The organism is Patescibacteria group bacterium (assembly GCA_041661505.1).
Lineage (GTDB): Bacteria > Patescibacteriota > Patescibacteriia > Patescibacteriales > JBAZCA01 > JBAZCA01.
In genome coordinates this window covers 18,150-42,989 of sequence record JBAZUF010000007.1, presented here as the reverse complement: position 1 = coordinate 42,989, position 24,840 = coordinate 18,150, and the positions used below count along the sequence as shown (strand labels likewise).

Sequence of the window (24,840 nt, the reverse complement as noted above, 5' to 3'; positions counted from 1 at the left end):
ATTTTAAGGAGATGGGTTTAAGGCAAATGGCCGGCAAGGCGCAAAAAAACTATTCTTTTGCCCCTATACATATTTTACATGTAAAAAGCATTAAAAAGAATAGCCTTTTAGTATTGTTATTTTTTGGTTTTTTTGGCGGCAGTTTTTTCCGGTTTGGCTGAAGAGGCGGCGGATTTTTTCGCCGTACGGGCGGCTTGCTTGACCTTTTTTCCTTTTCGAGAGGGCGAAACTTTGGACTTTGCCGCTACGCGCGCGTGGAATTTTTCTACCCGGCGGGCGGAATCGACGATCTTTTGCTTGCCGGTATAAAAAGGATGGCAGGCCGAACAAACCTCGGTCCTAATCTCCGCCAGGGTCGAGCCGGTTTCAAAAGTATTTCCGCAGGAGCAGATTACCTTTACCTTGTCGTTATATTTTGGATGGATGTCATTTTTCATATGATTCTATCGCTTTGTGGCAGTCTAAAAGAATTATAAAAAGCCAGGCGTCCTGACTAGAATAAATGTAGCATAAGACAATGTTTTTGGCAAGATTAGGGCGTATTCGAAAAAAAACTAGTCTTGGCCAGAGTTAGTAATCTCTTTAGCCATCTGCTCATGTTTGGTTATTGCGCTTCCATGGCGCCAGCTTTCGATGTATTGGCCGAGCCCGTATTCGTTAAATTTATTGGCCAGTTTAGTGCGGCTGTGGATAAAAATTAAAAGGGAAGAGAAGTCTATGAAATATCTTTCGCCGACTATTTTATATTTTATCACTTGTTCGGAAATAGCCCGGCGGATGGTTTTGTTGTTTACGCCAAAAACTTTCGCGGCCTCGGATACGTTAAGCCAAATCGGATGAAGGGCCGCATTTTTTAGTAATAATTCAGAAGGTCTTTTTGGCTTGTCATTCTTGGTCATAAATGATTTTAGCAGAGTAAAGTCCAAGGTGTTGTGGACTTAAAGTAGATAATTGGCTAATAATAATCAAATATACGTTTTAAGTCCAAGGTGTTGTGGACATTGCGTGAAGAATTTGACAAAGATTTGAAAAGATATTTTAGGCCAAATTGTGGATAAGCGGGTGAGTTATGTCCACGCTACTGTGGACTTATCTCATATTTAAGACCATTTTGTCATAGAATTTTTTAAAACGCAAGAGCAAAGAATAGGAACTAAATAACCTGATCGTATATGTGAACTTATACATGAACCTATTATGAGATAATCTCTGCGGACGAACCGGATAATTTGAAGGATGTGAGAATGGTCCAGGTGATTTTCTATTGCCTGCTGGTTTGAAATATGCTAGATTAAAGGTAATATAGGGTATAGAACCCGCATTGAAAAATTGGCCTCATAAATATATTAGAAGATAAGCTAATCTTAGCTTTCTTTAGACTAACTTCAAGGTTAATTGTCAAGCGGGGTAGTGGTGCGAATAACCTTTATACAAGCTTTAAGAAGAAGCTAATTTTTTGGTTTAGACAAAAGATGTTATGATTTAATAAAGCGTACTTATTAGAGGTGTAATCAAGCGCAATAAGTTTCGTATATTATGTCAGGTAAGATAAAGGAAAAATTACTATTTTCAAGACTGGCCAGGAAGAACAAAGACGCATTCCGCGAATTTTATAATCTCTACCTGGACCGGATTTACCAATACATCTATTTCAAGGTCAACAGCAAAGAAGACGCCGAAGATTTGACTTCAGCCTTTTTTTTAAAAATTTGGGGCTGTATCCAGGAAGGAAAAATCAATGACCCAAAAACCTTTAAGCCTTTCCTCTATACTGTCGCCCGGAATCAGGTGATTGACCACTACCGAAAAATGGCCCAGCAAAAAACCGTATCTTTAGATATTCAAATCGGACGGGAACAGGAAGGCGGAAGCGAGAACAATAAGACGATGAAAGATTTGTGCGTTGACGAAAAATGCAACCCGGAAGAGAGCGTAATAAAGGCACTTGAGCTCGGACGGATAAAAGAAAAACTATTTTGCCTGAAAGACGAATACCGGGAAGTGATCGTTTTAAAATATATCGACGGATTAGAACCGAAAGAAATTGCCGCCATCCTCCAAAAGTCAAAAGGCAACGTAAACGTGCTGTCGCACCGGGCCGTAAAAGCGCTGAAGGATTTAATAGATAAGGATTTAGAGAATTTAGAAAAAAAAGGCTTGGAAAAAGAAATAGAGAATTCAAAATAAATCCATGACTGAAAAAGAACTCATCCAAAAATTAAATAGCCTGAAAGTTTCGCCTGATTCAAGCTGGAAAGAAAAGAATCGGGATATTTTGATGTCCCAGCTTTTTCCGGGCGAAGATTCCGGCGAGCGCTCGGGAATGAAAACTATCGAGCGGCTGGATGTCTGGTCCGAGGTTTTTGTCCCTTTTGACCTTATCCATAAAATGATGGCTCGTCCGGTTTTGGTAACTATTATGGTTATGATCGCGCTTTTGGGCGGAGGCGGAGTTGCGAGCCTCAAGGCCGCCAAAAACTCAAAGCCCGGCGATTCATTATATATAGCCAAGATTATAAATGAGAAAGCCCAGCTGGCCTTAACGTTTAATGAGAAGGAAAAAGCCAAGCTAGGAGTTGAATTCGCCGGCAACCGGGCCAAAGAAGCGGTTCAGGTAATGGAAGAAGGAAAAAACGAAGCCGATAAATCCGAGAAAGTCGGAAAGCTGGCCGAAGAATTTAAAAACGAAATCGATAAAGCTAAAGGCCGTTTGGAAAAAATCGGAGTGAAAGACGTAGCGGTTAATAACGGCGAGAAGGATAATGCCAAAGGAAGCGAGGACCAGGATAAATTGTTCGGCGCTAACGCAGGCCGGAACGGAGAAGGAATCCAGATTTCGGGAGAGGGCGGAAAAAAAGAAGAGGCGCCGAAAGTTACTGCCGGCCAAGGCGAGACTAAAGCAACGAGCACGGCCGGGAACGCCAAGACTTTAGAAAAAAAAGCCACCCCGGAAAATATTTTAGATGAGGCCCAGGAGCTGTTTGAAAAGAAAGATTATGGCGGAGCCGCCGATAAGCTCGAAAAAATGTACAAGATAATCGATGATATAAAAGAGGGAGCTTCGATAGATTCGAACGCTACGTCCACCAGCGGTAAAATGGAGATGACTGCGAAGCAATAAAGTAAAAAATAATTAGAAATTGTCCGCCCCGGCAAGATGAAAGCGCGGGGCAAATAAATTCATCTAAATCGAGCTTGGCCGCAAAGGTCGGTTCCGCCTCTAGAGGCGGGATGTCGCGCTCGTTAGAATATTAATAAAAAAAATGTTCTTAGCTAAAAAAGAATTTTCCCGTCGTCCTGCTTGCAAGCGGGGTCGGGGAGGCCCGGTCCCAAGATTTGGGATGCGGGAGAACGAAATTTTAGCGGAACTAACAATCAACCATTTCTATGGAAAGATTTAAAAAACTGTTTGCAGGCGTTGTGATGCTATCAACAGTTTTATCAATGAGCATGGTCGCTGCCCCGACGGTTTCCGCCGCGGCCACAGCCGGCGATTTGATAAAAATGAACGGACTTTCATCCGTTTACTACCTGGCTGGCGACGGCAAACGTTATGTATTCCCGAATGAGTCTTCTTATTTCAGCTGGTACGGCGATTTTTCATCCGTGAAAACTATTGCCCAGTCTGAATTAGAGTCTTATCCTTTGGGAGCTAACGTAACCGTACGGCCTGGTACAAAGTTGGTAAAAATTACAACTAACCCAAAAGTCTACGCGGTAATCGCGGGAGGCAAATTACTTGCTATCCCTGACGAAGCTACTGCCACGACTTTATACGGCGCTAATTGGGCTAAGAGAGTTATCGACGTTTCTGATGCTTTCTTCACCAATTACACCATCGACACAGCTACCGTAAGCGCAACCGCCTATCCGCAAGGATCATTGATTAAGACTGCGGCTGACGCATCAATCTATTACATCAACGCTGACGGTACTGCCAGTAAAATTACAACTGAAGCCGCTTTTAACGCCAACCGCTTTAAATGGGCTGATGTAATTACCACTACCCTAGCTATTCCGACTGCCGGAGCTGATATTACCGGCGGAGTTTCGACCATCACTGACACTTCGTCAGGCGCTGGCGGAACGATCGGAGCTGGAACCGGCTTAACCGCCGCTTTGGCTTCCGACACACCGGCTTCTACTACTATTTTGACCGATAGCACTGCGGTTACGAACGGAGAATATTCACAAGCGTTAATCCCTTTCACTAAGGTTAATTTTACTGCCGCTTCTGACGGTGATGTAAAAGTTACATCTGTAAAATTCAACCGGATCGGTGTTACCAGTGATGGTGACATTGGAAATCTCTATCTTTATGACGGAGATACCAAATTAGCCGAATATACTTCCTTCTCTTCGAAGGTTGCTACTTTCACTGATTCAGTCGGCTTATTCACTGTATCAAAAGGAACAACCAAGACTATCACTTTAAAGGGAGACTTAGCTAAAACCAGTGGAGGAACCGGTGCTGGTGAAACCATCGGCTTTAGCTTAAACGCCGCGGCTGACGTTGTTACCAACGGTGCAGCCGTTTCCGGTTCTTTCCCGATGTCCGGTAATTTAATGTCGACCGCCGCAGTTGATGATCTTGGCCATTTTTACTTTGCCGGAGCCGCTGGTTCGAACGGAACCATTCCGACTACCGTTAAAGCCGACGAAGCCGGAAAAGAATTATGGAGCGTTAACGTGACTGCCGCTTCCCAGAACATGATTATTAAAAGCATCAAGCTAACCATGGTAGGCACTATCGCAACTACTGACATCGACAATATCGTATTAAAACTGGCTGGCGAAAAGATTGCCGGTCCGGCTACGATTGCTTCTGACAAGACCGTTACTTTTGATCTTGGCGCCGGAGTAACTCTAAATTCCGGTCAGACCAAAGCTTTATCCATAGTCGGCGATATGAAGGGCGGTTCCGGAAGAGTATTTAAATTCACTATCCAGAAATCCGCTGATGTTGTAGTTTACGACAACGGTTATGGCGTTTACGCCACTCCGAGCGTAAATACCACCTCAACCGCTTTCGGCGTAGTCCAGCAGACTACCGGAAACGGAACTTCTGTTGATTCCGGAACAATTACTTTAGGCGTTGCGACTGACTCACCGACCGGCAATATTCCCGATGCCGCTACCGGCATTATCCTGGCTAAGTTCAGTTTTGCCGCTGCCGGTGAAGCCGTTAAAGTTGACAACCTTTCAGTAACTTGCAACGGCAGTGATGCTACTGACCTTCTGGCAAACGTGAAATTACTTTTGGATGGAAGCCAGGTAGGAACAACTGATACAAGCTTGCTGTGCGATAACGCTTCCGCTGCTAACGGAACTTCGAGCTTCACTTTCGGCAACACTTTTGTTATTCCAGCCGGAACAACTAAGTATGTAACCGTAGTAGCTGACACTTCCGATACAAGTGTCGCGACTGACGCCACTTACGCGCTTTCTTTGGTAACCGGATCTGCTAACGCCCTTGGCCAGGTTACTATGAGCTCTTTGAGCACAACCGCTCAAACCGCGAGAACTTTAACAGTGAAAGCCGGAACAGCGAACGTTGTCGAAAATACCGCTTTCGCGGATCGTTCAACCACCAACCCGACCGGAACTGTTAACGCGACTGAAGCCCAGATCGCTTCATTTATCATCACTGCCGGATCCGGAGAAGCAATAACCGTTTCCCAGATTGCTTTGGCTGATGACGCGACTTCTCAAGTTGGCGATAACTTCCAAAACTTGAAAATTAAGAACAATGGAGTCCAGATCGGGACAACTATCGCGTCTTGCAATACTACCGACGGAACCTACGCATTTTCTCCGGCTACTCCGATTGAAATCGCGGCTGGAGCCCAGTATGTTGTTGATGTCTTTGCTGATATCAAGAGCTCTCCCGCTGATTCCGGAACTGCCGCCGCCTTACTTTCTCCGGTGATTGAATTCGGAAGCATAACCGCGACCGGAAAGACTACCGGATCAAGCGCGAGCTATGATCCGACTGATTTTGATCTTCAGAACGGATATATTTCCTCGCAAGGCAACTTAACCATTACCTTAGACGGCGCTACCCCGATTGCCCAGCAAATGGTAATGGGCGCGACTGACCAGGAAGTGGCCCGCTTTAAATTAGCGGCTGATGTTTCTGAAAACATTACGATTTCAGAAATCTACATGGCGGCTAACGTAAAAGCTACCGCTACCGGTACCTTCAAAAACATCAAATTGTATGTTGACGGGGTACAGGTCGGATCCGCTTCCAACTTCGGTTCAACTTCTACTTCTACTTATGCTGTTGCTCCGTTCACCGGTTTGGCTTTGACCATCCCGAGGAACTCCAACAAGGTAATAGTAGTTAAAGCTGACGTTTCCGTTTCAGGAGATGCTGACAGCGCTGACACAGCCGCTTTCTCCATCATCCACGATTACGATTCAGGCACAGCCGGAGTCCAAGAACCGATCACAGCTAAAGGAGCTTCTTCCGGACAAAGCATTACTGGAGCTTACCTTGACTTAACTGCTTCACCGGATGTTGACTTTAGCGCCCAGACGATGACTGTTTACGCCTCTAAAGTTACCTTGGCATTTGCCTCTGATACACCTTCAGGCGCCCAGTCAATCGGCAATGACGCGATTGTAGCCAAGATCATAGCTACCAATTCCGCCAACGCGGGCAACTACACTTCGACCATCAAGTACATGAACTTTGACATTTCTCAAAGCGGTACTTCGAAGGCGGCTGGCGCAGCTGTTGAAATCAAGGTTTACAAGAATGGAGCAATTAATTCTTCAAACCTTGTTGCTACGACTTCTTTCGCCGCCGCGGAAAGCCGCAATATCGGCGATACCGAATATACCAACGGAACTTCGAACACCACCAACTTTGTTGACACTGAAATTTCAGCCGGACAATCCATGACTTTCATAGTCACTATGGATACCGACCAGGTAGAAATTTCAGCCGACACGACTGCTGAATCCATTGGTATCGGTTTAGCGTCTGACGACCTTGGATGGAGAGACGGAGTGATCACAACTGATATTGTGACCTGCGATTCTCTACCGTTGTCCTCCAAGACCCTTACCTATAACTAATCTATTTAGTTAAAGGTATTGAATCAAGTAAATACGGTTAGTATTGCTTGACATAGATCTCCGCCCCGTCCCGCATTTGCGGGACGGGGCGGGATTGTTTTTTGGAAAAAATATGGTAAGATTAAATAAATTGCGAATATAAAAAATAATTGCCATGACAGAAAAAATCATTAAAATCGGCGTAGGTTTATCGTTTTTACTGCCTTTAGTTTTCACATCCTGGACAATGTATCCGGCCCATTTCGGGAAAACCATATTTTTTCAGATGTTAATCGCCGTCTTGGGGTTAATCGGATTAGGCTGGATAGCTCTTAAGAAAAAAACTTTATTTAGATTCAAAGCTCTGGATTGGGTGGTACTGGCATTCTTCGGCTCAATGCTGGTTAGCGCAATTTTTGGCAACAATTTTAACCGGAGTTTTTGGGGCGACCAGTCCCGGGTACAAGGAGTATTCACCTGGATCCATTTTATAGTATTTTATTTTTTAATCCGGCAGTTTTTCGCTGTCCGCGAAGACTGGAAAAAAATCCTCGGCGCGGTTCTCGGCATAAGTATTTTATCTTCAATTACTGCCTGGGCCGGGCCGCACATTCCTTTTATCGCCCAATATATTGAAGCCGGACCTAGGCTGGCCGGCCTTATCGGCAACCCGATATTTTTTGCCAACTACTTGATGCTTCCCATGTTTTTGGGAATTTTTTATTACTTTTATTTTAGCGAGAACGCCTGGAAATATCTTGGAGCCACGGCCGCGGTTTTAAGCCTTATAACCATCATGGGCACCCGGACAAGAGGCGCGTTTGTCGGACTGGTTTTTGGCTTTGGCTTGTCATTTTTTTTATATCTCATATTCGGAAAGAGTAAGAAAATTAGAATAAGCCTGGCCGCGGCAGCTATTTTGGCAGCTGCCGTTTTAGGAAGCGGATTTGTTTTTAGCGGCGTAAAAAAAGCTATGCCGTCCCAGGTTTCTTTTATCTATAGCATCAGCTTAAATGATACGACCGCGAAAACCCGGCTTATGGCCTGGCAAATCGCCTTAAAAGGCTTTCGCGGCGCGCCGATTATCGGAAACGGGCCCGAGAGCTACCAGTATATTTTTGACAAATATTATAATCCGAAATTTTTGGAATTTTCTTTTTCCGAGACCGTCTGGGACCAGCCGCACAATTTCGTTTTGGAAATTATGAGCGCTATGGGGCTTTTGGGCCTTGCCGCCTACTTAAGCCTTATAGGGATTATATTTTTCCAGCTGATAAAAAAAATTAAAGGCGGGGAGAATTCTAATGCGAGCCTGGCCGCAATATTTTTAGCCGGCGGGGTCGGCGCGTATGTTGTCCAATTGCTTTTTTCTTTTGAGACTTCCAATTCGCTCCAGGTATGGTTTTTAGCTTTGCCGCTTGTTGGCTGGCTGGCGTTAAAGGAAAACAGGGAAGAAGTCCCGGTTCGGGACCGGTACCTTAATCCGGCCATTATCATATACCTGGTTTTTTTAATTGTTTCTTTTACCATGGGCGTTCGAATGCTGAAAGCCTCTTATTACACGAGCCTGGCCCGCGACGCGCGCTTTATTGATTCAAAATATCTATGGGAAAAAAATGCGGACTTGGCGATTAGCGCGCCAGTGCCGTTTAGATGGGAGCAGGCGATTAACCTCACTATGGATTTAGCCAATATGGACGGCGGGGGAAAGCTGGACCAGGAGACTTTTGACGCAGTCGCGCCGAAACTGGAAACAGCCTATTTAGACGCGATAAAAAAATATCCGGATACCTATATCTATAAATTCTGGCTCGGCCAGTTATATTCTTTCATGGGCGAATACATTAACCGCGATTATTATCCTAAAGCCGAAGCCGTATTGCTTGATGCCGGAAAGATTAATGAAGACCGCCAGCAGATCCCGCTTCTTTTGGGAAAATTATATTTTCTATGGGGCGATGACAAAAAATCCGAGGAGGTTTTAGGGAAGTTGGCGGAAAAAAATCCGGACTACCCCGAGCCCCATTGGTTTTACGGCCTGGCTTTGATGAAAAACAATAAAACTAAAGAGGGAATTGCCGAGCTGGAGAAAGGCCTTTCTTATGCCCAGACTTCGAAAGGCAATTTATCATATATAATCGATATTTACGCCCGGGAAAAAATGTTTGAAAAAATCGTTCCGATTTATGAAAGAATGATCGCCGGCAACCCGGGCGACGCGTCAAATTACGCCCGGCTTTCAGCAACCTATATGGCTATGGGCAATAAAGAAAAGGCAGTGGAATACATGCAAAAGGCCGTCGAAATAAACCCGGCTCTGCAGGAAGAAGCGATTAAATTCTTAAAGGATAATGGAGTTACGGTTAAATAAAGTGCATGGTAATTATTAATCAGCCAGAGTTATGATTTTTCCTCTCAAGAACTGGGAAAAAGCGAAAAGGGGATACAGGTTCGGAGAAAAGACATTTTATTCCCCGCGCCATTTAGGCGTCGACCATGTTGTGCCGGCCGGGACGGAAATTTTCGCGCCCGCGGACTGTGAGGTTATTTTTTCCGGCTGCGGAGCGCAGGGCGGAAATACAGCCTGGGCTTCTTTTCGCGATAAAGAATATGGGACTCTTGTTATCCGGTTTATGCACCTGAAGCGCTTAAGCCGAAAGGGAAAATATAAAGCGGGCGAAATTATCGGCTATACAGGAAACACCGGGAAAGCTACAACCTGCCCGCACCTCCATACGGATATAAGCAGGGGAAAAGTGAATATTAGAAAGTTCAGTAATTTTATCGACCCGGAAAAATATTTTTCAAAAAGGGCGGAATGCGCCTAATTGGCTTAATATTTGACTAAATTCGGCGGAAAGCATAGGATAAATATAGATGAGATGAGAAAATAGCCTTTTTAATATGTCTATGGCGGAAAAAATAAAAAGATCAATTATCGCGCGAATCGTGATTATCGGCGTACTGGTTTTAATTTTACTGATTCCGACGGCAATGATAAGGGAGATGATTAATGAGCGGGAAGCGCGGAGAAATGAGGCCATGAAAGAGGCCGGATCAAAGTGGGGCGATCCCCAGCTTCTGGCCGGACCGATTCTTATGGTTCCATATAAAATAATCACCGAGCAGGAAAAAGGCAAGAAGCCGCTGGAGGAAATTAAATCGGCGTATTTTCTGCCCCAAAGCCTGAATATATCCGGCTCTGTTTCTCCTCATGTTCTGCGGCGGGGAATTTACGAAGTAGTGGCTTACGGCACTGATCTTAAGTTTGAAGGAAAGTTCAATACCCCGGATTTTAAGAATCTGAATATATCAGACGCTAATGTTTTATGGGATCGGGCGGAGATTGCCATCGGCCTGGCCGATATGAGAGGAGTAAATAATGATTTAAAGATAAAATGGAACGGCGGCGAGCACCAATTGAAAACCGGGACTATCAGCGGTCTGGCTATCGATGAAAGCGAAGAATCAAATCGAATTAAAGAGAATGTTTTTGAGGAAAAAATTATTCCGGTTAATGAGCTAAAATCGGGAGTAAGCGCGAAAGTTCCCCTTGACATAAAGACCAAAGATAAAACATATAATTATTCATTCGGCATAAATATTAACGGGAGCGATAATCTTACTTTCTTGCCGCTGGGCAGTGAAACCAATGTTGAATTAACATCTGACTGGAAAACCCCGAGCTTTGACGGGGCATTTTTGCCGGACGAGAGGGAAATTACCGGCAAAGGCTTTAAGGCTAAGTGGAAGGTGCTTCAGCTAAACCGGAGCTTTCCTGAAAGCTGGACTGAAGCGAGGAACATAGCTAATTCAACCTTCGGAGTGAGGCTATTGGTGCCGGTTGACGAATACCAGAAAAACACCCGCTCGATTAAATATTCGATAATGCTTATCGCGCTCACCTTTTTAATTTTTTTCTTTATCGAAGTATTTAACAGGGTAAAAATCCATCCCATCCAGTATCTATTAACCGGCTTGGCTTTGGTTTTGTTTTATTCGCTTCTTCTTTCAATTTCCGAACATTTGAATTTCGACAAGTCCTATCTAATCGCCAGCGCCTCAACAATACTAATGGTAACCTTGTATTCCAAAACCATTTTTAAAAGCATAAAACTGGCCTTAGTCCAGGGAGGCCTGCTCCTCATCATGTATTCTTTCATCTATACCATCCTCCAGCTCGAAGATTATTCTTTATTGATCGGCAATGCCGGGCTATTTCTGGTATTAGCTATTGTTATGTATTTATCGAGGAATATCGACTGGTATAATTTAATGGATAAAGAGGTTAAATAATTTAATTTTTTTAAGCATTTATGAACAGAGCAAAAATCGCGGCCAGTTTATTACTTTTGTCGAGCTTTTTTATTTTTATCTGCGCCGACAAAGCGGAAGCATTCGGCGGCCCAGAGGACTCCCGGGCGGTAGTCAAAATTTTTGCCTACCATGAAGATGAAAATTATTATCTAACAACTAGCAGTTACGGCTCCGGGGTTTTTATTGATGAAGATGGAACCATAATAACAAATAACCACGTCGTTACGGTTGAGGATGACAATAAAAATGAATTGCCGGCGGCGTATAAGGTTTGTGTTGTGAACGACAACTCGGGGATTCCTGATTGCAGTTTTGCCGCCGATTTGATTGCCAAAGATAAAAGTAAAGATATCGCGATATTGAAAATCAGGGACTTGGGAATAAAAGGCCAAACAAAGTTTAATTATTTAAAGAGAAATAATCTTGATAACTTCGCCGAAGGCAATTTAGTTGAAGCCGCGGGCTTTCCTGGTTCCGGAGGCGATTCAATTACCGTTACTTACGGTACCATTACCGGAAAAACTGAAAAATACGGGATTGAATGGATAAAAACCGGCGCTTTGGTATATTTTGGATCTTCCGGAGGCGCCTTAATTGACGAAAACAGCAACTTAATTGGCATTACCACTAAAATATATTCGGACGTGGATGCCACTCAAGGATTTGCCATATCCATAGCGTCTATTAACGACTGGATAGAGGCGAATAAAGGAAGCGCGCTTCAAGTATCTCCTCTCCAAAAAAGACTGGACAATCTTGTAATAAAAAATTCAGGATTAGGCAATGTTACCACGTTCAGTAACTTTCCTCCTAATGTGGAAATAACAAAGGAAAGCGGCTGGGAGTTTGGCTTAGCGAGCGAGAATGTTTTGTTTGTCGCTAGCAACAATAATGAAGATAGCGGCTATATAATAATTTACTGGAAACCAACCGATACCTTATTTGATCCTATGCTGGATGTGTCGGTCAAAGCCAATGAAATCGGAGGCAAGTGCTATTCCGCCGGGAATTTTACAGCCGGAGAAAAGAAAGGCCGGAAGCTTATATGCGGGGACAGCGACAGCGAGACGAGCGTATTGCTCTTCGGCGCCAAAAACTATGTTATTCAGGCGATGTACTATTATGGCGATAATAATGCTAATAAAGAAGTTATTGATAAGATGATTAGCAGTCTTTCGATCAAGGAAAAAGGGATTGTTTTTAGCGAGAAAAGAAGTTATGAAAACAAGGCTCCCTTCTTTAAAGTCAATTTGCCATCCGATTGGAGTTTAATGAAATTAAATTCTTCAAAACACATACTCTTGGGGCAGAGAGCGAAAGAGCCGGAAGTCGGTTTTGACGTATATGTGGAGACGCTAAACGATGATATGAAAAAGATGTCAAAAAAAGAATACTTTAACGCTGTTAAGAGTAATGATGTGGTTAAAGAAGATGATGAAGGAAATGGCCTGAAAAGCAGCCGATACTTCGAATCCACTGGCTACAAAATCAACAACGAGCTAACCAGTGAAATTTTTTATAAATACCGATTTAAAGATGAAAAGGATAATGATAAGGTAAAGGCATTTGCCGCTGGATATAGGATTATTGATAAAGATAAAGTCATAGTAATTGGGTTTAACTATTTCGGGGAGAATGAAAAAAAATTTGAAGCCACGTTGGAAAATTTTAGAAAGACGGTTTTGTCCAAGTTTACTTTAGGCAGAAAGATAACTGGAGCGGATAAATCATCCGGCACATCGGGCAAAGCGGCTTCCGGCAAAGCGGTAGTTTCGGCCGCTAACAAGCTAAAAGGAAAGATTCTTCTTCAGGTCCAGTCCAAGGGCGAGGCCTGGTATGTTTGCCCGAAAGACGGGAAGAGATATTACATGAAAAACGGCGAAGAAGCCTTTAAAATTATGAGAAGCCTCGGAGAAGGAATAACAAATGCCAACCTGGAGAAAATGAAAAAATCAAAAACTTTAGCCAAGAAATATAGCGGAAAAATATTTTTACAGGTTGAGGACAAGGGTCAGGCGTATTACGTTGATTTTAACGGCAACTTAAACTACTTAAAAGACGGGAACGCGGCCTATTCAGTATTGAGAAGCCTGGGATTAGGAATAAGCAACGCTGATCTGGATAAAATCTCCGCAAGTGAATAAAACAGGATATTAATAAGCGGGAACAGGGGGCGATAATGCCCCCTGTTTTTTTCGGGAAGTAATTTTGACTAAAATTAACAAAAAGATTATAATTTTATTATAAATCTTAATTTTTTTTTCACGCTTTATGAATAAAAAAACTATTATATTAATTGGTTTGGCGCTGGTTATTATCGCGGCCGGAGCTTTCGCGTACTTTTACAAATTTAAGCCGGCTGAATCAGAGATGGCTTTGGGCGGATTAAAAAAAGACCACCCGGAATTAAGCGCCTTAGCTGATGACGTAATCACCGAACAGGAAAAGATGAAAAAAGATCCGGGAAATGTTATAAACTACAACTCTTTGGGCATGGCCTGGAAAACTTTAGCCGAAAAAGCCCATGACATAAAATTGGAAAACTACAAGGAATATTATAATGAGGCTTTGAAAGTTTATGATAAGGGAATTGAAGTAAGCCAAAGAAAAAATACCGTATTGATCGTGAACGCCGGGAACATGGCCAAATATTTGGAAAATTATCCCTTGGCTGAAGAATATTACAAGGAAGCTATTTCGGTTTCGCCCGGCGACGCGACTTATTACATCTACCTGGCCGAACTTTACGAATACCAGATGAAAAAATCCAAGGACGACATAATCGGCATTTATGAGCAGGGAAAGAAGCGGATTTTGAATCCTGATTTCCTGCAGGCCCGGATTGACGAGTATTTGGGCAGGACTAAATAATTTTTTACATAGTTTATCTTTATTCGCTTTGGAAAATGGCTTAGCCGTTTCCTCCCCATGCAATATGCGGAAATATCTCATCTTCCCGCTTTTAGGAATTTTTATTTTAGCTTTAGGAGTTTTTAGGGCTGGTGCCGTAACCGGAGGGGACATCGCGGTTACATCAATAACCGTAAGCCCATCAAGCCCCGAATACAACCAAACAGCGGTAATTACCGTTAGGGCGAAGAATATTGGGCCGGGCGAGGCCTTGGAGCAGTTTTTCCGGGCCTTTAGCTATACTTTTCCCGACTTTACCGTTGACACGAAAAGCTATACTTTTCCGGCCGTTAGCCTGGCGGTGAATGAAGAGCAGACCTATACCTTTACCGGGAAATTTACGACGATTAAGTCGCGCAGTCTGTCATTTGCCATTGATACCTCGAATATTTTGGAAGAGCCGGACGAAAATAATAATACATTGTCGCAAAGCGTAATTGTCCAGGGCGATGATTTGATGGTTGAAGATATTATAACGGTGCCGGAAAAAATCGCGGCCGGCCAGACTTGCGAAGTGAAAATAAAAATAAAGAATAACGGCACCAGGAATATATATACCCCGCTTGGACTTTCCCAGTACGAAAAGATCATTCCTGATTTTGAAATCGAGAGCACTTCCATTCCGGCGCCGACGCTGGAAAATTATATTTTGCCGGACGGCAGCTTCTATTATGTTTTTAAAGGAAAATTCACTTCCGCCGGAGAGAAAAAAGCTTCCTTTGCAGTCGACATGGATGACGAAGTTTATGAAGCTGATGAAAAAAACAATAATAAAAAGGAAAAAACCATAACGATTGTACCGGCCGACCAGGTGGATTTGTCGCTTGACGAGGTTGATGTAAGCCCGGAAGACCCGCTGGTCGATGCGCCGGCGGTTATCACCTATTGGGTTAAAAATACCGGAAACGTCGGAATAACCGACAATACTGCTTTGCATGAAGACAATATTGCCTACAGCTTCTACGGATTTGATATGGGTTCGAAACAGCATGACGCTTACCCGAGCTTAGCCGATCCGTTAGAGCCGGGCGAGCGGTTTTCTTATAGCTATTCGGGAAAATTTTCAAAGTCCGGAAGAAATCTTTTAAGCTTTTCTTTTGATAAAGTGAGCCGGCTTAAGGAGTTAAATGAATATAATAACGCCACATCGACTTACGCTAACGTCTATCTTAACGAAGCGGAAAGGTCAAGTTTTTTAATGACTTTGCCTGTTGTAACGCTTATTAGCTCGACTTCGGTACAGATTGAATGGGAGACGACGCGCTCGGCCTCGGGAGTAGTCGAATATGATGAAAATCCTCCAGTATCCCCGACGGCGGCGGCGGAAAGCGCCAGCGCCGTAAAACACAGCGTCAAACTTTCTGACCTAAGGCCGGGAAAAACCTATACTTACCGCGCCATATCGGCTTTAAATAATATAATTAAGGAAACGGCCTATTCAGCTTTTACCACGCCGCTAAAAGACCCGGTTATCGCGCCTGGCCAGACGACGGAAGAATCGCCTAGCGCTTCGGGCGCCGCGTCCGGAACTGCGTCCAATTCCTCCGGCTCTTCTTCGGCCGCGAGCGGTTCTAACAGTTCTACTGCCAGCGGCGCCAGTCCTTCAACATCCGGCGGTTCGGCAATTTCCATAAAAAATAAAAAATTATACTCCAGCCTAAAGGGAAAAATCATCCTAAAAGTCCAGGCCGGAGGCGAAGCCTATTACCTTGATCCCAAGAGCGAAAAAATGTATTATTTGGGAAGGCCCCAAGACGCTTTTAACGTAATGCGGGCGCAAGGGACAGGAATAAAAACCTCGCTTCTCGAAAAAATTCCGGTTGGGTTAAATTCTTTGTCCGGGGCTGATACTGACGCGGACGGTTTGCCGGATATTTTTGAAGACGCGATCGGGACTGACAAAAATAAAAAAGATACGGACGGCGACGGGTTCGAAGACAAAAGCGAGCTTTCGACCGGCTATTCACCCGTAAAAACCAAAGAGAAAATTTCATTGGACGCTACCCTGGCCTCCTCGCTAAAAGGGAAGATTCTTCTCCAGGTTGAAGGAAAAGGCGAAGCCTGGTATGTTAATCCTAAAGACGGCAAAAGATATTTTCTTGGCCGCCCGGCCGACGCCTTTAGCGTAATGCGCGGCCTGGGATTGGGGATTTCCAATAATGACTTTAGTTCGCTTTAAGAAGCTTAATAATTCATTCGCGCTTCGATTTTTATCTAGGCTCTAATTAAGCCAAAAATTAATCATTTTATGCCGGCCAAATACTATAAAAACATCCTTATCGGCGGAGTCTGCCTGGCGTTCATATCGCTGATTTTAGTTTTTGAAAATCTCCTTTTTCCCTATATAACCTCCAAGCAGATTTACTTTAATATCCTTTTGGAAATATTGGGCGTAATTTGGATTTTCTTTATTCTGCAATACCCCGAAGCCCGGCCGAAAAAAAGCCTGGTTACTTACGGGATTGGCGCGTTTTTTTTGGCGCTCCTTATTTCGACAATTTTCAGCGTTGATTTTAATCTAAGCTTTTGGGGGGATATTGAAAGGATGCTCGGGTGGTTTCACTTAGCGCATTTCCTTTTATTTTACCTAATTATTATTACCGTGTTCCGGCGATGGAAAGACTGGAAACTGCTTTTTATCGCCTTTACCCTTATTTCGGTAATAGTGAGCATTGTCGGCATCGGCCAGCGCTACGGGATTTTTAATAGCCCCTGGGGAACCGACCGGGTAATTTCAACGATCGGCAACGCGGCTTACGTCGGCGCCTTCGCGATTTTCAGCCTTTACTTCATCGCCATATTAATGCTGAAGGAAAAAAACCGGCTGATCAACGCTTTATACGCGGCGGCCGGACTTTTAGCTTTTATCGCCTTAATTTTTTCCGGAACCCGCGGCGCTTACCTCGGCTTTGGCATAGGAGTAATAATCTTCCTTTTGCTTTACGTATTTTTAGGAGAAAACAAAAAAGCCAAAAAAATTAGCGGCGCTTTGATATTTTTAGCTATTGTTTCGGTTGTATTGATATTTGCCTATAAAGACGCGGGGCTGGTAAAAAATTCAGCCTTTTTAAGGAGAATTACAACTAGTAAATTAACGGACGCGACCCTGCAAACCCGGCTTATATCCTGGAAAACAGCGGCCAAAGATTTCCCCTCGCATCCGATTTTAGGCACCGGCTACGGAAATTTTGCCATTACGTTTGACAAATATTTTGACCCGAATTTTTATAACTATACTTCCTCGGAAACTTATTTTGACCGGGCCCATAATAATTTAGTCGATATTGCCTCAACTGCCGGGGGATTGGGGGCCTTAACTTATTTAGCCGTTTTCGCGATTTGCTTTTACCTCTTAATCCGCGGCTACCGGGCCGGGCGGCTGGACCTAACCCAATTCGGACTTTTAACCACCCTGATTATCGCCTATTTTTTGCAGAACCTTTTTGTTTTTGACGCCCTGGCGACCTACATTCCCCTGATGATCCTTTTAGCTTATATTCATTGGCTGGCCGGCGGCGCCCCGGGCGAAGACAGAGAAGAGGAGGAAGATGAATGGGAAGAAATAATTGATTTAGAAAGGCAAATTAAAGCAAACGGGCTGGCTATTGGAACCGTCGCCGGGATTGTTATGCTAATAGTTGTTTATCAGTACAATATTAAGCCGATAGAAATGCTCTCCGCAACGATTGACGGCCAGATGGAATTCAGCGTTAACCGGGATATTATAAAAGCGACCGAAGCGTACAAAAAAGCCTTAAGCTATAATACTCCCTTAGATCGCGATTCGCGGAATACCTTTGTCGTTTCCCTTACAAAAAACAGCCCCCTGCTTTTCTCGCTCGCGCCGGATAAAGGGGAAGAAATTATTAAATACGGAGTTGAGCTGGCGGAAAAAAACGCAAAATTGAATCCGGCCGACAGCATGTACGAACTGGTCTTGGGGCAGATGTATTACCTGGCCTCGGCCTATTTTTCCAATTCGGATAAATTTTATTATTATTCGAAATTAGCCGAAGAGGCGATTGACAAGGCGATCGCGTCGAGCCCGGGAAGGGTGCCGGTTTACTTTGAGCGGGCCCAGGTTTTTTTAAGCCGGGGAGAAATTGACAAGGCGATTGAAGTTTTGCAATACGCGCAAAAACTTAATCCAAAATACGCGGAAACTTACTGCCATTTATCGCGGATTTACTATTTTAAGAAAGACGAGGCCAAAGCCTACGAGCTCTCCGGGCAGTGCCTTGATTTAGGCGGCGTGTCGTCAATTACTTCGGCTGATTACGTTAAAGTGCTATTTGCATATTATCAGCCGAAAAACGAATGGGAAAGAATGAAAAATTTAATGGGCCGGCTGGCCGAGATGGAGCCGAATAATCCCCAGCATTGGGTGGATTTGGCTAAAATCCAATTACAGCTGGGCGATAAGGAGTCGGCCAAGGCATCGGCCGCCAAAGTCGGGGAAATCGACCCCAGCCTAAAATCAGCCGCCCTGCAGTTTATTAAGCAAATTGAGGCGAAGTAGGCTGGCGGACGCGCTGGAATAGGGGTGAACCGATGAAAATTGACCGGGAAATGCAAAAGAGCTATAATGATCAAACAAGAAAAAAATATATGGCAACTATTACAAAATGCGATAAATGCAATAGAACACTTAAAAAAGAACATGTAAGGATTAGTTTGAATGACACTTATGGGGTAGCTATAAGCAGATGTTTTCTCGAATACTTAGATTTATGTACTGATTGCGCGAAAGAATCTATAAAAATTTTAGGAAAAGTATTTCCAAAATTATTATTAAGAATTAAATAAGGGGGTATGACAACTATTTTAACGCCAAATCAAGAAAGAGAACCTATTACCAAAGGGTTTCTTAGGCAGGAATTAGATCAGAGATTTGAGGAGTTTGGAAAAAAAATAGATGAGAAAACGGATCAGAGATTTGAGGAGTTTGGAAAAAAAATGTTTAAGACTTTTGCCACAAAGGAAGACTTTAAGGATTTACCGACCAAGGACGATATGTTTCAATGGAAGAGCGAAATATTAAATTCCGTAGATAAGCTGACCAAAAGCTTTGAAGATCACAAAGAAGAGCATGATACGAACTTATTGGCCCACGACCGTTTTGAAAAGAGAATCAGAAAGTTAGAGGGAAAGCCGGTTGAAGCGGTTGAGATTGCGTAGTTTTATTTTAAACTAATTTCAAAATAAAAGAAGAAAACCCGCGATCTCCTGAACGCGGGTTTTTGTTTGGCCAAGAAAAAGAATCTTGGCGAGTAAGGATCATGGAGTTACGGGCCTTTGTTCGTCGTCAACGGGGACCATTGACCCGATGAACGCGCCAACACCTGCGCCAGCGGCGGCACCAACCCAGGTTCCGAACGCAGACCCCCCTTCGCCAGCCAGGGCTCCTCCTAGAAATCCTAGCACCGCTCCAGTCGGAGCTCCGATGGCGGCGCCGGTTGCCATGTTTGCGGCCCGTTGGCCGCTGGATGAGGCGCATCCGGAGAGAGTGGCGACAACGAGAAAAATACAAACGACGATGCGAATATTCATGTCCTTCCCCCACGTTTTAAAAAGTGCACTGCTTTTTTAGTGTTCGCCCAATAAATGGCCAACACTAGCCCTTGTTATTTGTGTTGATATTTCAATAAAGTTGTGATTTTTTAAAATATACGTGGTTTATACGGCAATATTAGCATAATAACTAAATAAAAACAATGTTCAGCTATGTTTAATAGTCTAAATACGCAAAAATAAAAATTTGAAGAAATAAAAAATATAGTGTAAAATTAGGTAAGACTATGAGTAAACAATTCTCCATTGGCAAAGAAAATACGATTAGAGGCAAGCTTTTATATGCAATACTTCGGCTTCTTATGCCTTTGGTCCGGCTAATCTGGATAAAAGAAATAAAGGGAAAGGAAAATTTACCTAAAAAAGGCCCTTACATAATTGCCGCCAACCACCAAAGCTACATGGATATTATCTGCCTGATGAGCGCTTTGCCGGATGTTAGACTGACTTTTTTAGCGGCCGAAAGAATGTTTAGCGCTCCATGCCTGAAGCAATTAATGATTTACACCGGCCAGATAAAAGTTGACCGCAAGGCTCCGGATAAAAACGAAGTGATTGCCGCCGGCCTGGAAGCTCTTAAAAACAATAAAATCCTGGCAATTTTCCCTCAAGGCACCCGAAGCCGGAACGGAAAGATCGAAAAAGCCTTTACCGGAGTAGCTCGCTTTGCGCTGGAGTCCGGAGTGCCGGTCATACCAGTCGGAATAAAAAATACATACGAAATATTACCGCATTATAAAATATTGCCCGCTATGAAGAAGATTGTTAAAATCGAAATTGGACAAGCCATAAATTTGAGCCGCTTTTCAAATAATTTGGACTTAAAGAATAATTATCGGCTGGCAACTAATGTAATTATGAAGGGGATTGCCCGGTTGGCGGAAATGGAATACAAGACCAGCCCGAACGCCTAAGCGGATTTTATTGCGGTACCGTTCCTGATTATGGTAGAATTATTACAGGAGGAGCGAAAGAGAATTTAAAACAAATTCAGATAGGAAAGCTCTAAAATTATGTTTAATTTAGCGTTTTTGAAAAATAAGAAGAAAACTTCTCTTGATTTTAGTTTTGACCGTTCGCTGTATTCTAAGGAGCTGGTTCATTGCTTAAAGCAAAGGATTTTGGAAACTGAAGAAGCAAGATATTTACTAAGCACTTTCCCGCCCGATATCCAAGTTAAATTTAAGGAATGTTTATTTGAACCAGACAACCCTTTAACCAAGGATATTCTTGATTTTATGCTCAAAAATTCCGAAACAGCAAAAATTATTAAGAGATTTCCCGGTTCGGCCGAAGCCTTTGAATATTTATATCTGGCTTACGAACAAGACAAAGTACCGCCGGTTGACCAATATTATTTAAAGAGCAAGGCTGGAACCCAGATTCACCGCCGGCTGATTGCTTTAAGGGATAATATTCCGTTATGGCTGGAGAAAATTTATAAGGGAGAGAGACTGTTAATCGACAATGTCGCTTCCGGGCCAGGGAGGGATATGGTTGAAGTATTAAAAAAATATCCTGAATGGAAGAAGAAGGTGCAGATAAGGAATATTGATATTGATCCGGCCGCAGTCAACATAGGAAAAAAATTAGTGAAAGAAAACGGCATGGAGGAGTGTTTTAGCTTTGAATGCAAAAAATATTCCCAAGCCGATCTGCGACAGGCTGACTTAATAATTCTGGTCGGGGTGCTGTGCCCGCTACCGATGGACGTTAGCAAAAGAGTGATGAAAAGCATGAGGCTGTTCTCAAAACCCGGTGGGCTCGTTATCTGCAGTACCGCCCAGAAAGAACTCATATATGATGATCCCCTGACTGATTTTTTGATGAAAGTTACCGGCTGGTATATGGATTACAAAACAAACCAGGATGTATTGGATATTCTTGAAGCTACCGGCTGGAAACCGATCGGCGAATTTTATGATGAACCTTTGCATCACCACAAAATGACCGTAGCCCGGCTCGAATAATACTTTAGCAAGCTAACTCGTTTATATCTTATTTCCAGGCGCTAATTATGCTGGATCTAAACTTTTTCATTGTAAGCCATTTTGTAATTGCCGTTGTCGCGGTACTTTTAGGGTTTTCGGTTCTGCGTAAAGATATAAAAAATCCAGTCAATCGGTCTTTTGGATTCCTGTCGCTTGGAGTAGTAATATGGAGTTTTTCATACGGAGTCTGGCTTTTATGCAAGAGCCAGGAGGCCGCCCTTTTTTGGTCAAGAACCTTAAACATGGGAGCAACGCTAATCCCGGTTTTTTATATAAACTGGATTTTAAACGTTCTTGGAAAGAAAAGAAAGAAAACTTTGATTTTTTATTATCTTATTACTTCGGTATTCCTGCTATTTAGTTATAGTAAGCACTATATAAGCGGGACTAAGGAAATATTTTATTTTATTTTCTTCCCCCAAGCCGGCTGGCTCTACATAACTTTTCTTGTAGTCGGGTGGCTAAGTCTGATATTGTACGGAATAATTTTATTGCTAAAGGAATTGCGCCACGCGACTGGCGTTTATCGCGAACAAATTAAGTACGTTTTGTTCGGTTCCATACTTGGTTTCTTGGGAGGTTCGACGAATTTTCCGCTGATGATGGGTAAGGACTGGTTTCCTCCTCTGGGAAGTCCATTAGTCGTCGCTTACTCCGTTGTCTTCGGCTATTCAATTATCGTCCACCATCTCATGGATATTAGGTTAGTGCTCCGTAAATGGACGGTATTTATATTGACCTTATTCTCCGCTTTAGGCATAGCTTTTGGCGTTAGATTCGTTTTTAATAAATTTTTTGTCGGGCACGAATTATTCTCTGAATTCACTATACTTGCCGTTGTTATATTCTTACTTCCCAATATAAAAGATTATTTTCAAAACGTTTCTAACCGATACTTTTTTACATCACTTTATGACAGCAACGCGCTGATTACCGGGTTAGGCGACAAGCTAAAATCAACTTTGGATCCGAACAAGATTTATAATATAATTTTTAGCACAATAAACGACGCTTTTCATGTAAAATCGATGCTAACATTGGTGAAAGACAGGGATAACGATTTCATTGTCGAGGACAATTTTAACAGTAAAATTGACTGTAAAAAATTATTTTTTGCCACCAGAAGCCTCTATCGCCAGAACGGAAAAGATTTAGTTCCGGTTATTGTTGAGGAATTAAAAAGGGAAAATTCGCCTAAAAAAATAAAATCAATACAGCTTTTGGAAAGCTACAAAATTGCCGCATTATCTCCCTTGGGCGTTGAGGGCCAAGTTACCGGGCTCATTGCCTTAGGGGAAAAGGAATCGGGCGACATGTATAATGATGAGGATATCAACGTACTGAATATAGTCGGTACGCAGGCTACAATTGCCATCGAAAACGCGTTGTTGTATAAAGAAATCGGTGAAATGAATAAGAACCTGCAGAAGAAAGTTGAGGAAAAGACGGGTGAATTAAGGAAGCAGAACGAATATCTGGAAAAACTCTTAATCATGCGGTCGGAATTTTTAGACATTGCCTCGCACCAGCTCCGAACCCCGGTGTCGGTAATTAAGGGGATGATTTCGATGATTTTAGAAGGCGGACTGGCGAAAGAAAAAGTGGACGAATTTTTAAAAGCCGTGCTATTCAAATCCAACAAGCTGGCGGAAATAATTAATGATATATTGCGCGCCTCGGAAATGGATACCGAAAACGTGCTTTTGAAGTTTTCCAAAGTCGACCTAAACGTCCTTTTGACAAAATTAATCGAAGACAAGCAAATCCAGATAAAAAATTCCGGCATCAAGCTGTCTCTAAACCTGCCGGCTAAGCCTTTACCTATTCTTAATGCGGATGATCGATACTTGGAACAGGCCATCGGCAATTTAGTTAACAATTCGATCCAATATACGCCCAAGGGCGGAAAAATCGACGTAGATGCCAAGGTAAACGGCAAAAATGTCGAGATTAGGGTGATTGATACCGGAATTGGCATCCCTAAAGAGGATATGCCGAAATTGTTTTCCAAATTTTCCCGGGCTAAAAACGCAATCGCCATGTATACCGACGGCACCGGCCTCGGCCTCTTTATCGTCAAAAAAATAGTTGAAGGCCACATAGGCGGAAAAATCTGCATCGAGAAAACCGAAGAAGGGAAGGGATCTACCTTTTTAATTACTTTGGCCGGGAGCTAAAGCATAGGATAAAGGAAAAATTATGACTGACAAAAAAAAGATTCTATTGATTGAAGACGATCCGGATCAGGTTCTTATGTATGAGGTGGAATTAACTAAGGCTGGGTATTTGGTTTTTACCGCCAAGAACAAAGCCGCCGCCTTTGAAACAATTAAAGAAGAGCATCCGGATTTGGTTTTCCTTGATCTTTTGCTCGGACCGGAAAAGGGAAGGGATATATTAAAGGCGATTAAGAGCGATCCGGAAATAAAAAACACCAAGGTGGTGATTCTGTCTAATTTTAACCAAAAAGATTTACCGGCGATGGTAAAAAAGGAAGGAGCCCTTGATTTTATGAATAAAAGCGAATTTATTCCCAGGGAGGTAGCGGAAAGGGCGAAAGAATATTTAAAAATAAATTAACAATTAACAATTATCAATTTAAAATTGATAATTGAATATCATGCAAATACAAATTAAAGCGACGAAAATCAAACTGACTCCGGAAATTAAAGAGTACATCCAAAAAAAGATGGATATGCTGGAAAAATACATGGGAAGCTTTCGGCCGACCAATTGCAATGTCGAAGTAGGGCTCGCTGTCGGCGGGCAGTCTTCGGGAAAAATTTACCGGACTGAAGTTAATTTGAGCCTGCCGGGAGAACTTTTAAGGGTAGAGAAAACCGAAAAGGATATTTACAAGGCGATTGACAAGGTAAAAGACCATCTGCGAATTGCCATACAAAAATATAAGGATAAGAAAACAGTTAGCCGGAGGAAGAAATAATTGCCAAATAATTGACAAATTATTACTTTTGTGATATTATTC

The 24,840-nt window shown here is 42.9% G+C and carries 18 protein-coding genes; 16 read left to right on the top strand and 2 right to left on the bottom strand.

All coding sequences use genetic code 11. From position 1 onward, the window contains the following. Nucleotides 1–116: 116 nt before the first annotated feature. Both rpmE and WC715_05800 read right to left on the bottom strand, forming a co-directional pair. Complete coding sequence (gene rpmE / locus WC715_05805; protein ID MFA6171931.1) at nucleotides 117–437, bottom strand: 50S ribosomal protein L31; 321 nt, start codon at nucleotides 435–437, stop codon at nucleotides 117–119. Nucleotides 438–554: 117 nt separating this feature from the next. After that, nucleotides 555–899: a helix-turn-helix domain-containing protein gene (locus WC715_05800; protein MFA6171930.1), complete on the bottom strand. Its 345-nt coding sequence runs from the start codon at nucleotides 897–899 to the stop codon at nucleotides 555–557. A gap of 637 nt (nucleotides 900–1,536) precedes the next feature. Between WC715_05800 and WC715_05795 the strand changes: the two genes are divergently transcribed. The 16 genes from WC715_05795 to raiA all read left to right on the top strand — a co-directional run bounded on the left by WC715_05795 (nucleotide 1,537) and on the right by raiA (nucleotide 24,798). After that, entirely contained in the window at nucleotides 1,537–2,187 is a 651-nt protein-coding gene (locus tag WC715_05795; protein ID MFA6171929.1) for an RNA polymerase sigma factor, read from the top strand. Between the two features lie 4 nt (nucleotides 2,188–2,191). Further along, the gene (locus tag WC715_05790; GenBank protein ID MFA6171928.1) at nucleotides 2,192–3,121 is read left to right on the top strand and encodes a DUF5667 domain-containing protein; all 930 of its coding nucleotides are present in this window, start codon (nucleotides 2,192–2,194) and stop codon (nucleotides 3,119–3,121) included. A gap of 266 nt (nucleotides 3,122–3,387) precedes the next feature. Next, complete coding sequence (locus tag WC715_05785) at nucleotides 3,388–7,086, top strand: hypothetical protein (GenBank protein MFA6171927.1); 3,699 nt, start codon at nucleotides 3,388–3,390, stop codon at nucleotides 7,084–7,086. 154 nt (nucleotides 7,087–7,240) lie between these two features. Continuing rightward, a complete protein-coding gene (locus WC715_05780; protein MFA6171926.1) occupies nucleotides 7,241–9,436 on the top strand; it encodes an O-antigen ligase family protein in 2,196 nt (731 codons plus the stop codon). 31 nt (nucleotides 9,437–9,467) lie between these two features. Beyond that, nucleotides 9,468–9,893 carry a M23 family metallopeptidase gene (locus WC715_05775; GenBank protein ID MFA6171925.1) on the top strand — a complete coding sequence of 142 codons (426 nt, stop codon included), beginning with the start codon at nucleotides 9,468–9,470 and terminating at the stop codon, nucleotides 9,891–9,893. An 82-nt stretch (nucleotides 9,894–9,975) separates the two neighbouring features. After that, complete coding sequence (gene creD / locus WC715_05770) at nucleotides 9,976–11,361, top strand: cell envelope integrity protein CreD (GenBank protein ID MFA6171924.1); 1,386 nt, start codon at nucleotides 9,976–9,978, stop codon at nucleotides 11,359–11,361. A 20-nt stretch (nucleotides 11,362–11,381) separates the two neighbouring features. Beyond that, complete coding sequence (locus WC715_05765) at nucleotides 11,382–13,526, top strand: S1C family serine protease (GenBank protein ID MFA6171923.1); 2,145 nt, start codon at nucleotides 11,382–11,384, stop codon at nucleotides 13,524–13,526. 127 nt (nucleotides 13,527–13,653) lie between these two features. Then, a complete protein-coding gene (locus WC715_05760; GenBank protein ID MFA6171922.1) occupies nucleotides 13,654–14,253 on the top strand; it encodes a hypothetical protein in 600 nt (199 codons plus the stop codon). A gap of 64 nt (nucleotides 14,254–14,317) precedes the next feature. After that, a complete protein-coding gene (locus WC715_05755; protein MFA6171921.1) occupies nucleotides 14,318–16,471 on the top strand; it encodes a CARDB domain-containing protein in 2,154 nt (717 codons plus the stop codon). A gap of 69 nt (nucleotides 16,472–16,540) precedes the next feature. Next, complete coding sequence (locus WC715_05750; GenBank protein MFA6171920.1) at nucleotides 16,541–18,811, top strand: O-antigen ligase family protein; 2,271 nt, start codon at nucleotides 16,541–16,543, stop codon at nucleotides 18,809–18,811. Between the two features lie 293 nt (nucleotides 18,812–19,104). Then, nucleotides 19,105–19,470, top strand: a complete 366-nt coding sequence (locus tag WC715_05745; GenBank protein ID MFA6171919.1) for a hypothetical protein — start codon at nucleotides 19,105–19,107, stop codon at nucleotides 19,468–19,470. Between the two features lie 620 nt (nucleotides 19,471–20,090). Further along, complete coding sequence (locus WC715_05740; GenBank protein MFA6171918.1) at nucleotides 20,091–20,777, top strand: lysophospholipid acyltransferase family protein; 687 nt, start codon at nucleotides 20,091–20,093, stop codon at nucleotides 20,775–20,777. A 99-nt stretch (nucleotides 20,778–20,876) separates the two neighbouring features. Then, nucleotides 20,877–21,833, top strand: coding sequence for a class I SAM-dependent methyltransferase (locus WC715_05735; GenBank protein MFA6171917.1), 957 nt, complete (start codon nucleotides 20,877–20,879; stop codon nucleotides 21,831–21,833). A 47-nt stretch (nucleotides 21,834–21,880) separates the two neighbouring features. Next, nucleotides 21,881–24,031, top strand: a complete 2,151-nt coding sequence (locus WC715_05730; protein ID MFA6171916.1) for an ATP-binding protein — start codon at nucleotides 21,881–21,883, stop codon at nucleotides 24,029–24,031. 22 nt (nucleotides 24,032–24,053) lie between these two features. Continuing rightward, nucleotides 24,054–24,434: a response regulator gene (locus WC715_05725; GenBank protein MFA6171915.1), complete on the top strand. Its 381-nt coding sequence runs from the start codon at nucleotides 24,054–24,056 to the stop codon at nucleotides 24,432–24,434. Between the two features lie 40 nt (nucleotides 24,435–24,474). Continuing rightward, nucleotides 24,475–24,798: a ribosome-associated translation inhibitor RaiA gene (raiA, locus tag WC715_05720; protein MFA6171914.1), complete on the top strand. Its 324-nt coding sequence runs from the start codon at nucleotides 24,475–24,477 to the stop codon at nucleotides 24,796–24,798. Nucleotides 24,799–24,840 lie beyond the last annotated feature (42 nt).

What these genes read in the sequence shown, in the direction of transcription:
- rpmE (MFA6171931.1), bottom strand. Translation starts at nt 437, where the DNA reads ATGAAAAATGACATCCATCCAAAATATAACGACAAGGTAAAGGTAATC.
- WC715_05800 (MFA6171930.1), bottom strand. Translation starts at nt 899, where the DNA reads ATGACCAAGAATGACAAGCCAAAAAGACCTTCTGAATTATTACTAAAA.
- WC715_05795 (MFA6171929.1), top strand. Translation starts at nt 1,537, where the DNA reads ATGTCAGGTAAGATAAAGGAAAAATTACTATTTTCAAGACTGGCCAGG.
- WC715_05790 (MFA6171928.1), top strand. Translation starts at nt 2,192, where the DNA reads ATGACTGAAAAAGAACTCATCCAAAAATTAAATAGCCTGAAAGTTTCG.
- WC715_05785 (MFA6171927.1), top strand. Translation starts at nt 3,388, where the DNA reads ATGGAAAGATTTAAAAAACTGTTTGCAGGCGTTGTGATGCTATCAACA.
- WC715_05780 (MFA6171926.1), top strand. Translation starts at nt 7,241, where the DNA reads ATGACAGAAAAAATCATTAAAATCGGCGTAGGTTTATCGTTTTTACTG.
- WC715_05775 (MFA6171925.1), top strand. Translation starts at nt 9,468, where the DNA reads ATGATTTTTCCTCTCAAGAACTGGGAAAAAGCGAAAAGGGGATACAGG.
- creD (MFA6171924.1), top strand. Translation starts at nt 9,976, where the DNA reads ATGGCGGAAAAAATAAAAAGATCAATTATCGCGCGAATCGTGATTATC.
- WC715_05765 (MFA6171923.1), top strand. Translation starts at nt 11,382, where the DNA reads ATGAACAGAGCAAAAATCGCGGCCAGTTTATTACTTTTGTCGAGCTTT.
- WC715_05760 (MFA6171922.1), top strand. Translation starts at nt 13,654, where the DNA reads ATGAATAAAAAAACTATTATATTAATTGGTTTGGCGCTGGTTATTATC.
- WC715_05755 (MFA6171921.1), top strand. Translation starts at nt 14,318, where the DNA reads ATGCGGAAATATCTCATCTTCCCGCTTTTAGGAATTTTTATTTTAGCT.
- WC715_05750 (MFA6171920.1), top strand. Translation starts at nt 16,541, where the DNA reads ATGCCGGCCAAATACTATAAAAACATCCTTATCGGCGGAGTCTGCCTG.
- WC715_05745 (MFA6171919.1), top strand. Translation starts at nt 19,105, where the DNA reads ATGACAACTATTTTAACGCCAAATCAAGAAAGAGAACCTATTACCAAA.
- WC715_05740 (MFA6171918.1), top strand. Translation starts at nt 20,091, where the DNA reads ATGAGTAAACAATTCTCCATTGGCAAAGAAAATACGATTAGAGGCAAG.
- WC715_05735 (MFA6171917.1), top strand. Translation starts at nt 20,877, where the DNA reads ATGTTTAATTTAGCGTTTTTGAAAAATAAGAAGAAAACTTCTCTTGAT.
- WC715_05730 (MFA6171916.1), top strand. Translation starts at nt 21,881, where the DNA reads ATGCTGGATCTAAACTTTTTCATTGTAAGCCATTTTGTAATTGCCGTT.
- WC715_05725 (MFA6171915.1), top strand. Translation starts at nt 24,054, where the DNA reads ATGACTGACAAAAAAAAGATTCTATTGATTGAAGACGATCCGGATCAG.
- raiA (MFA6171914.1), top strand. Translation starts at nt 24,475, where the DNA reads ATGCAAATACAAATTAAAGCGACGAAAATCAAACTGACTCCGGAAATT.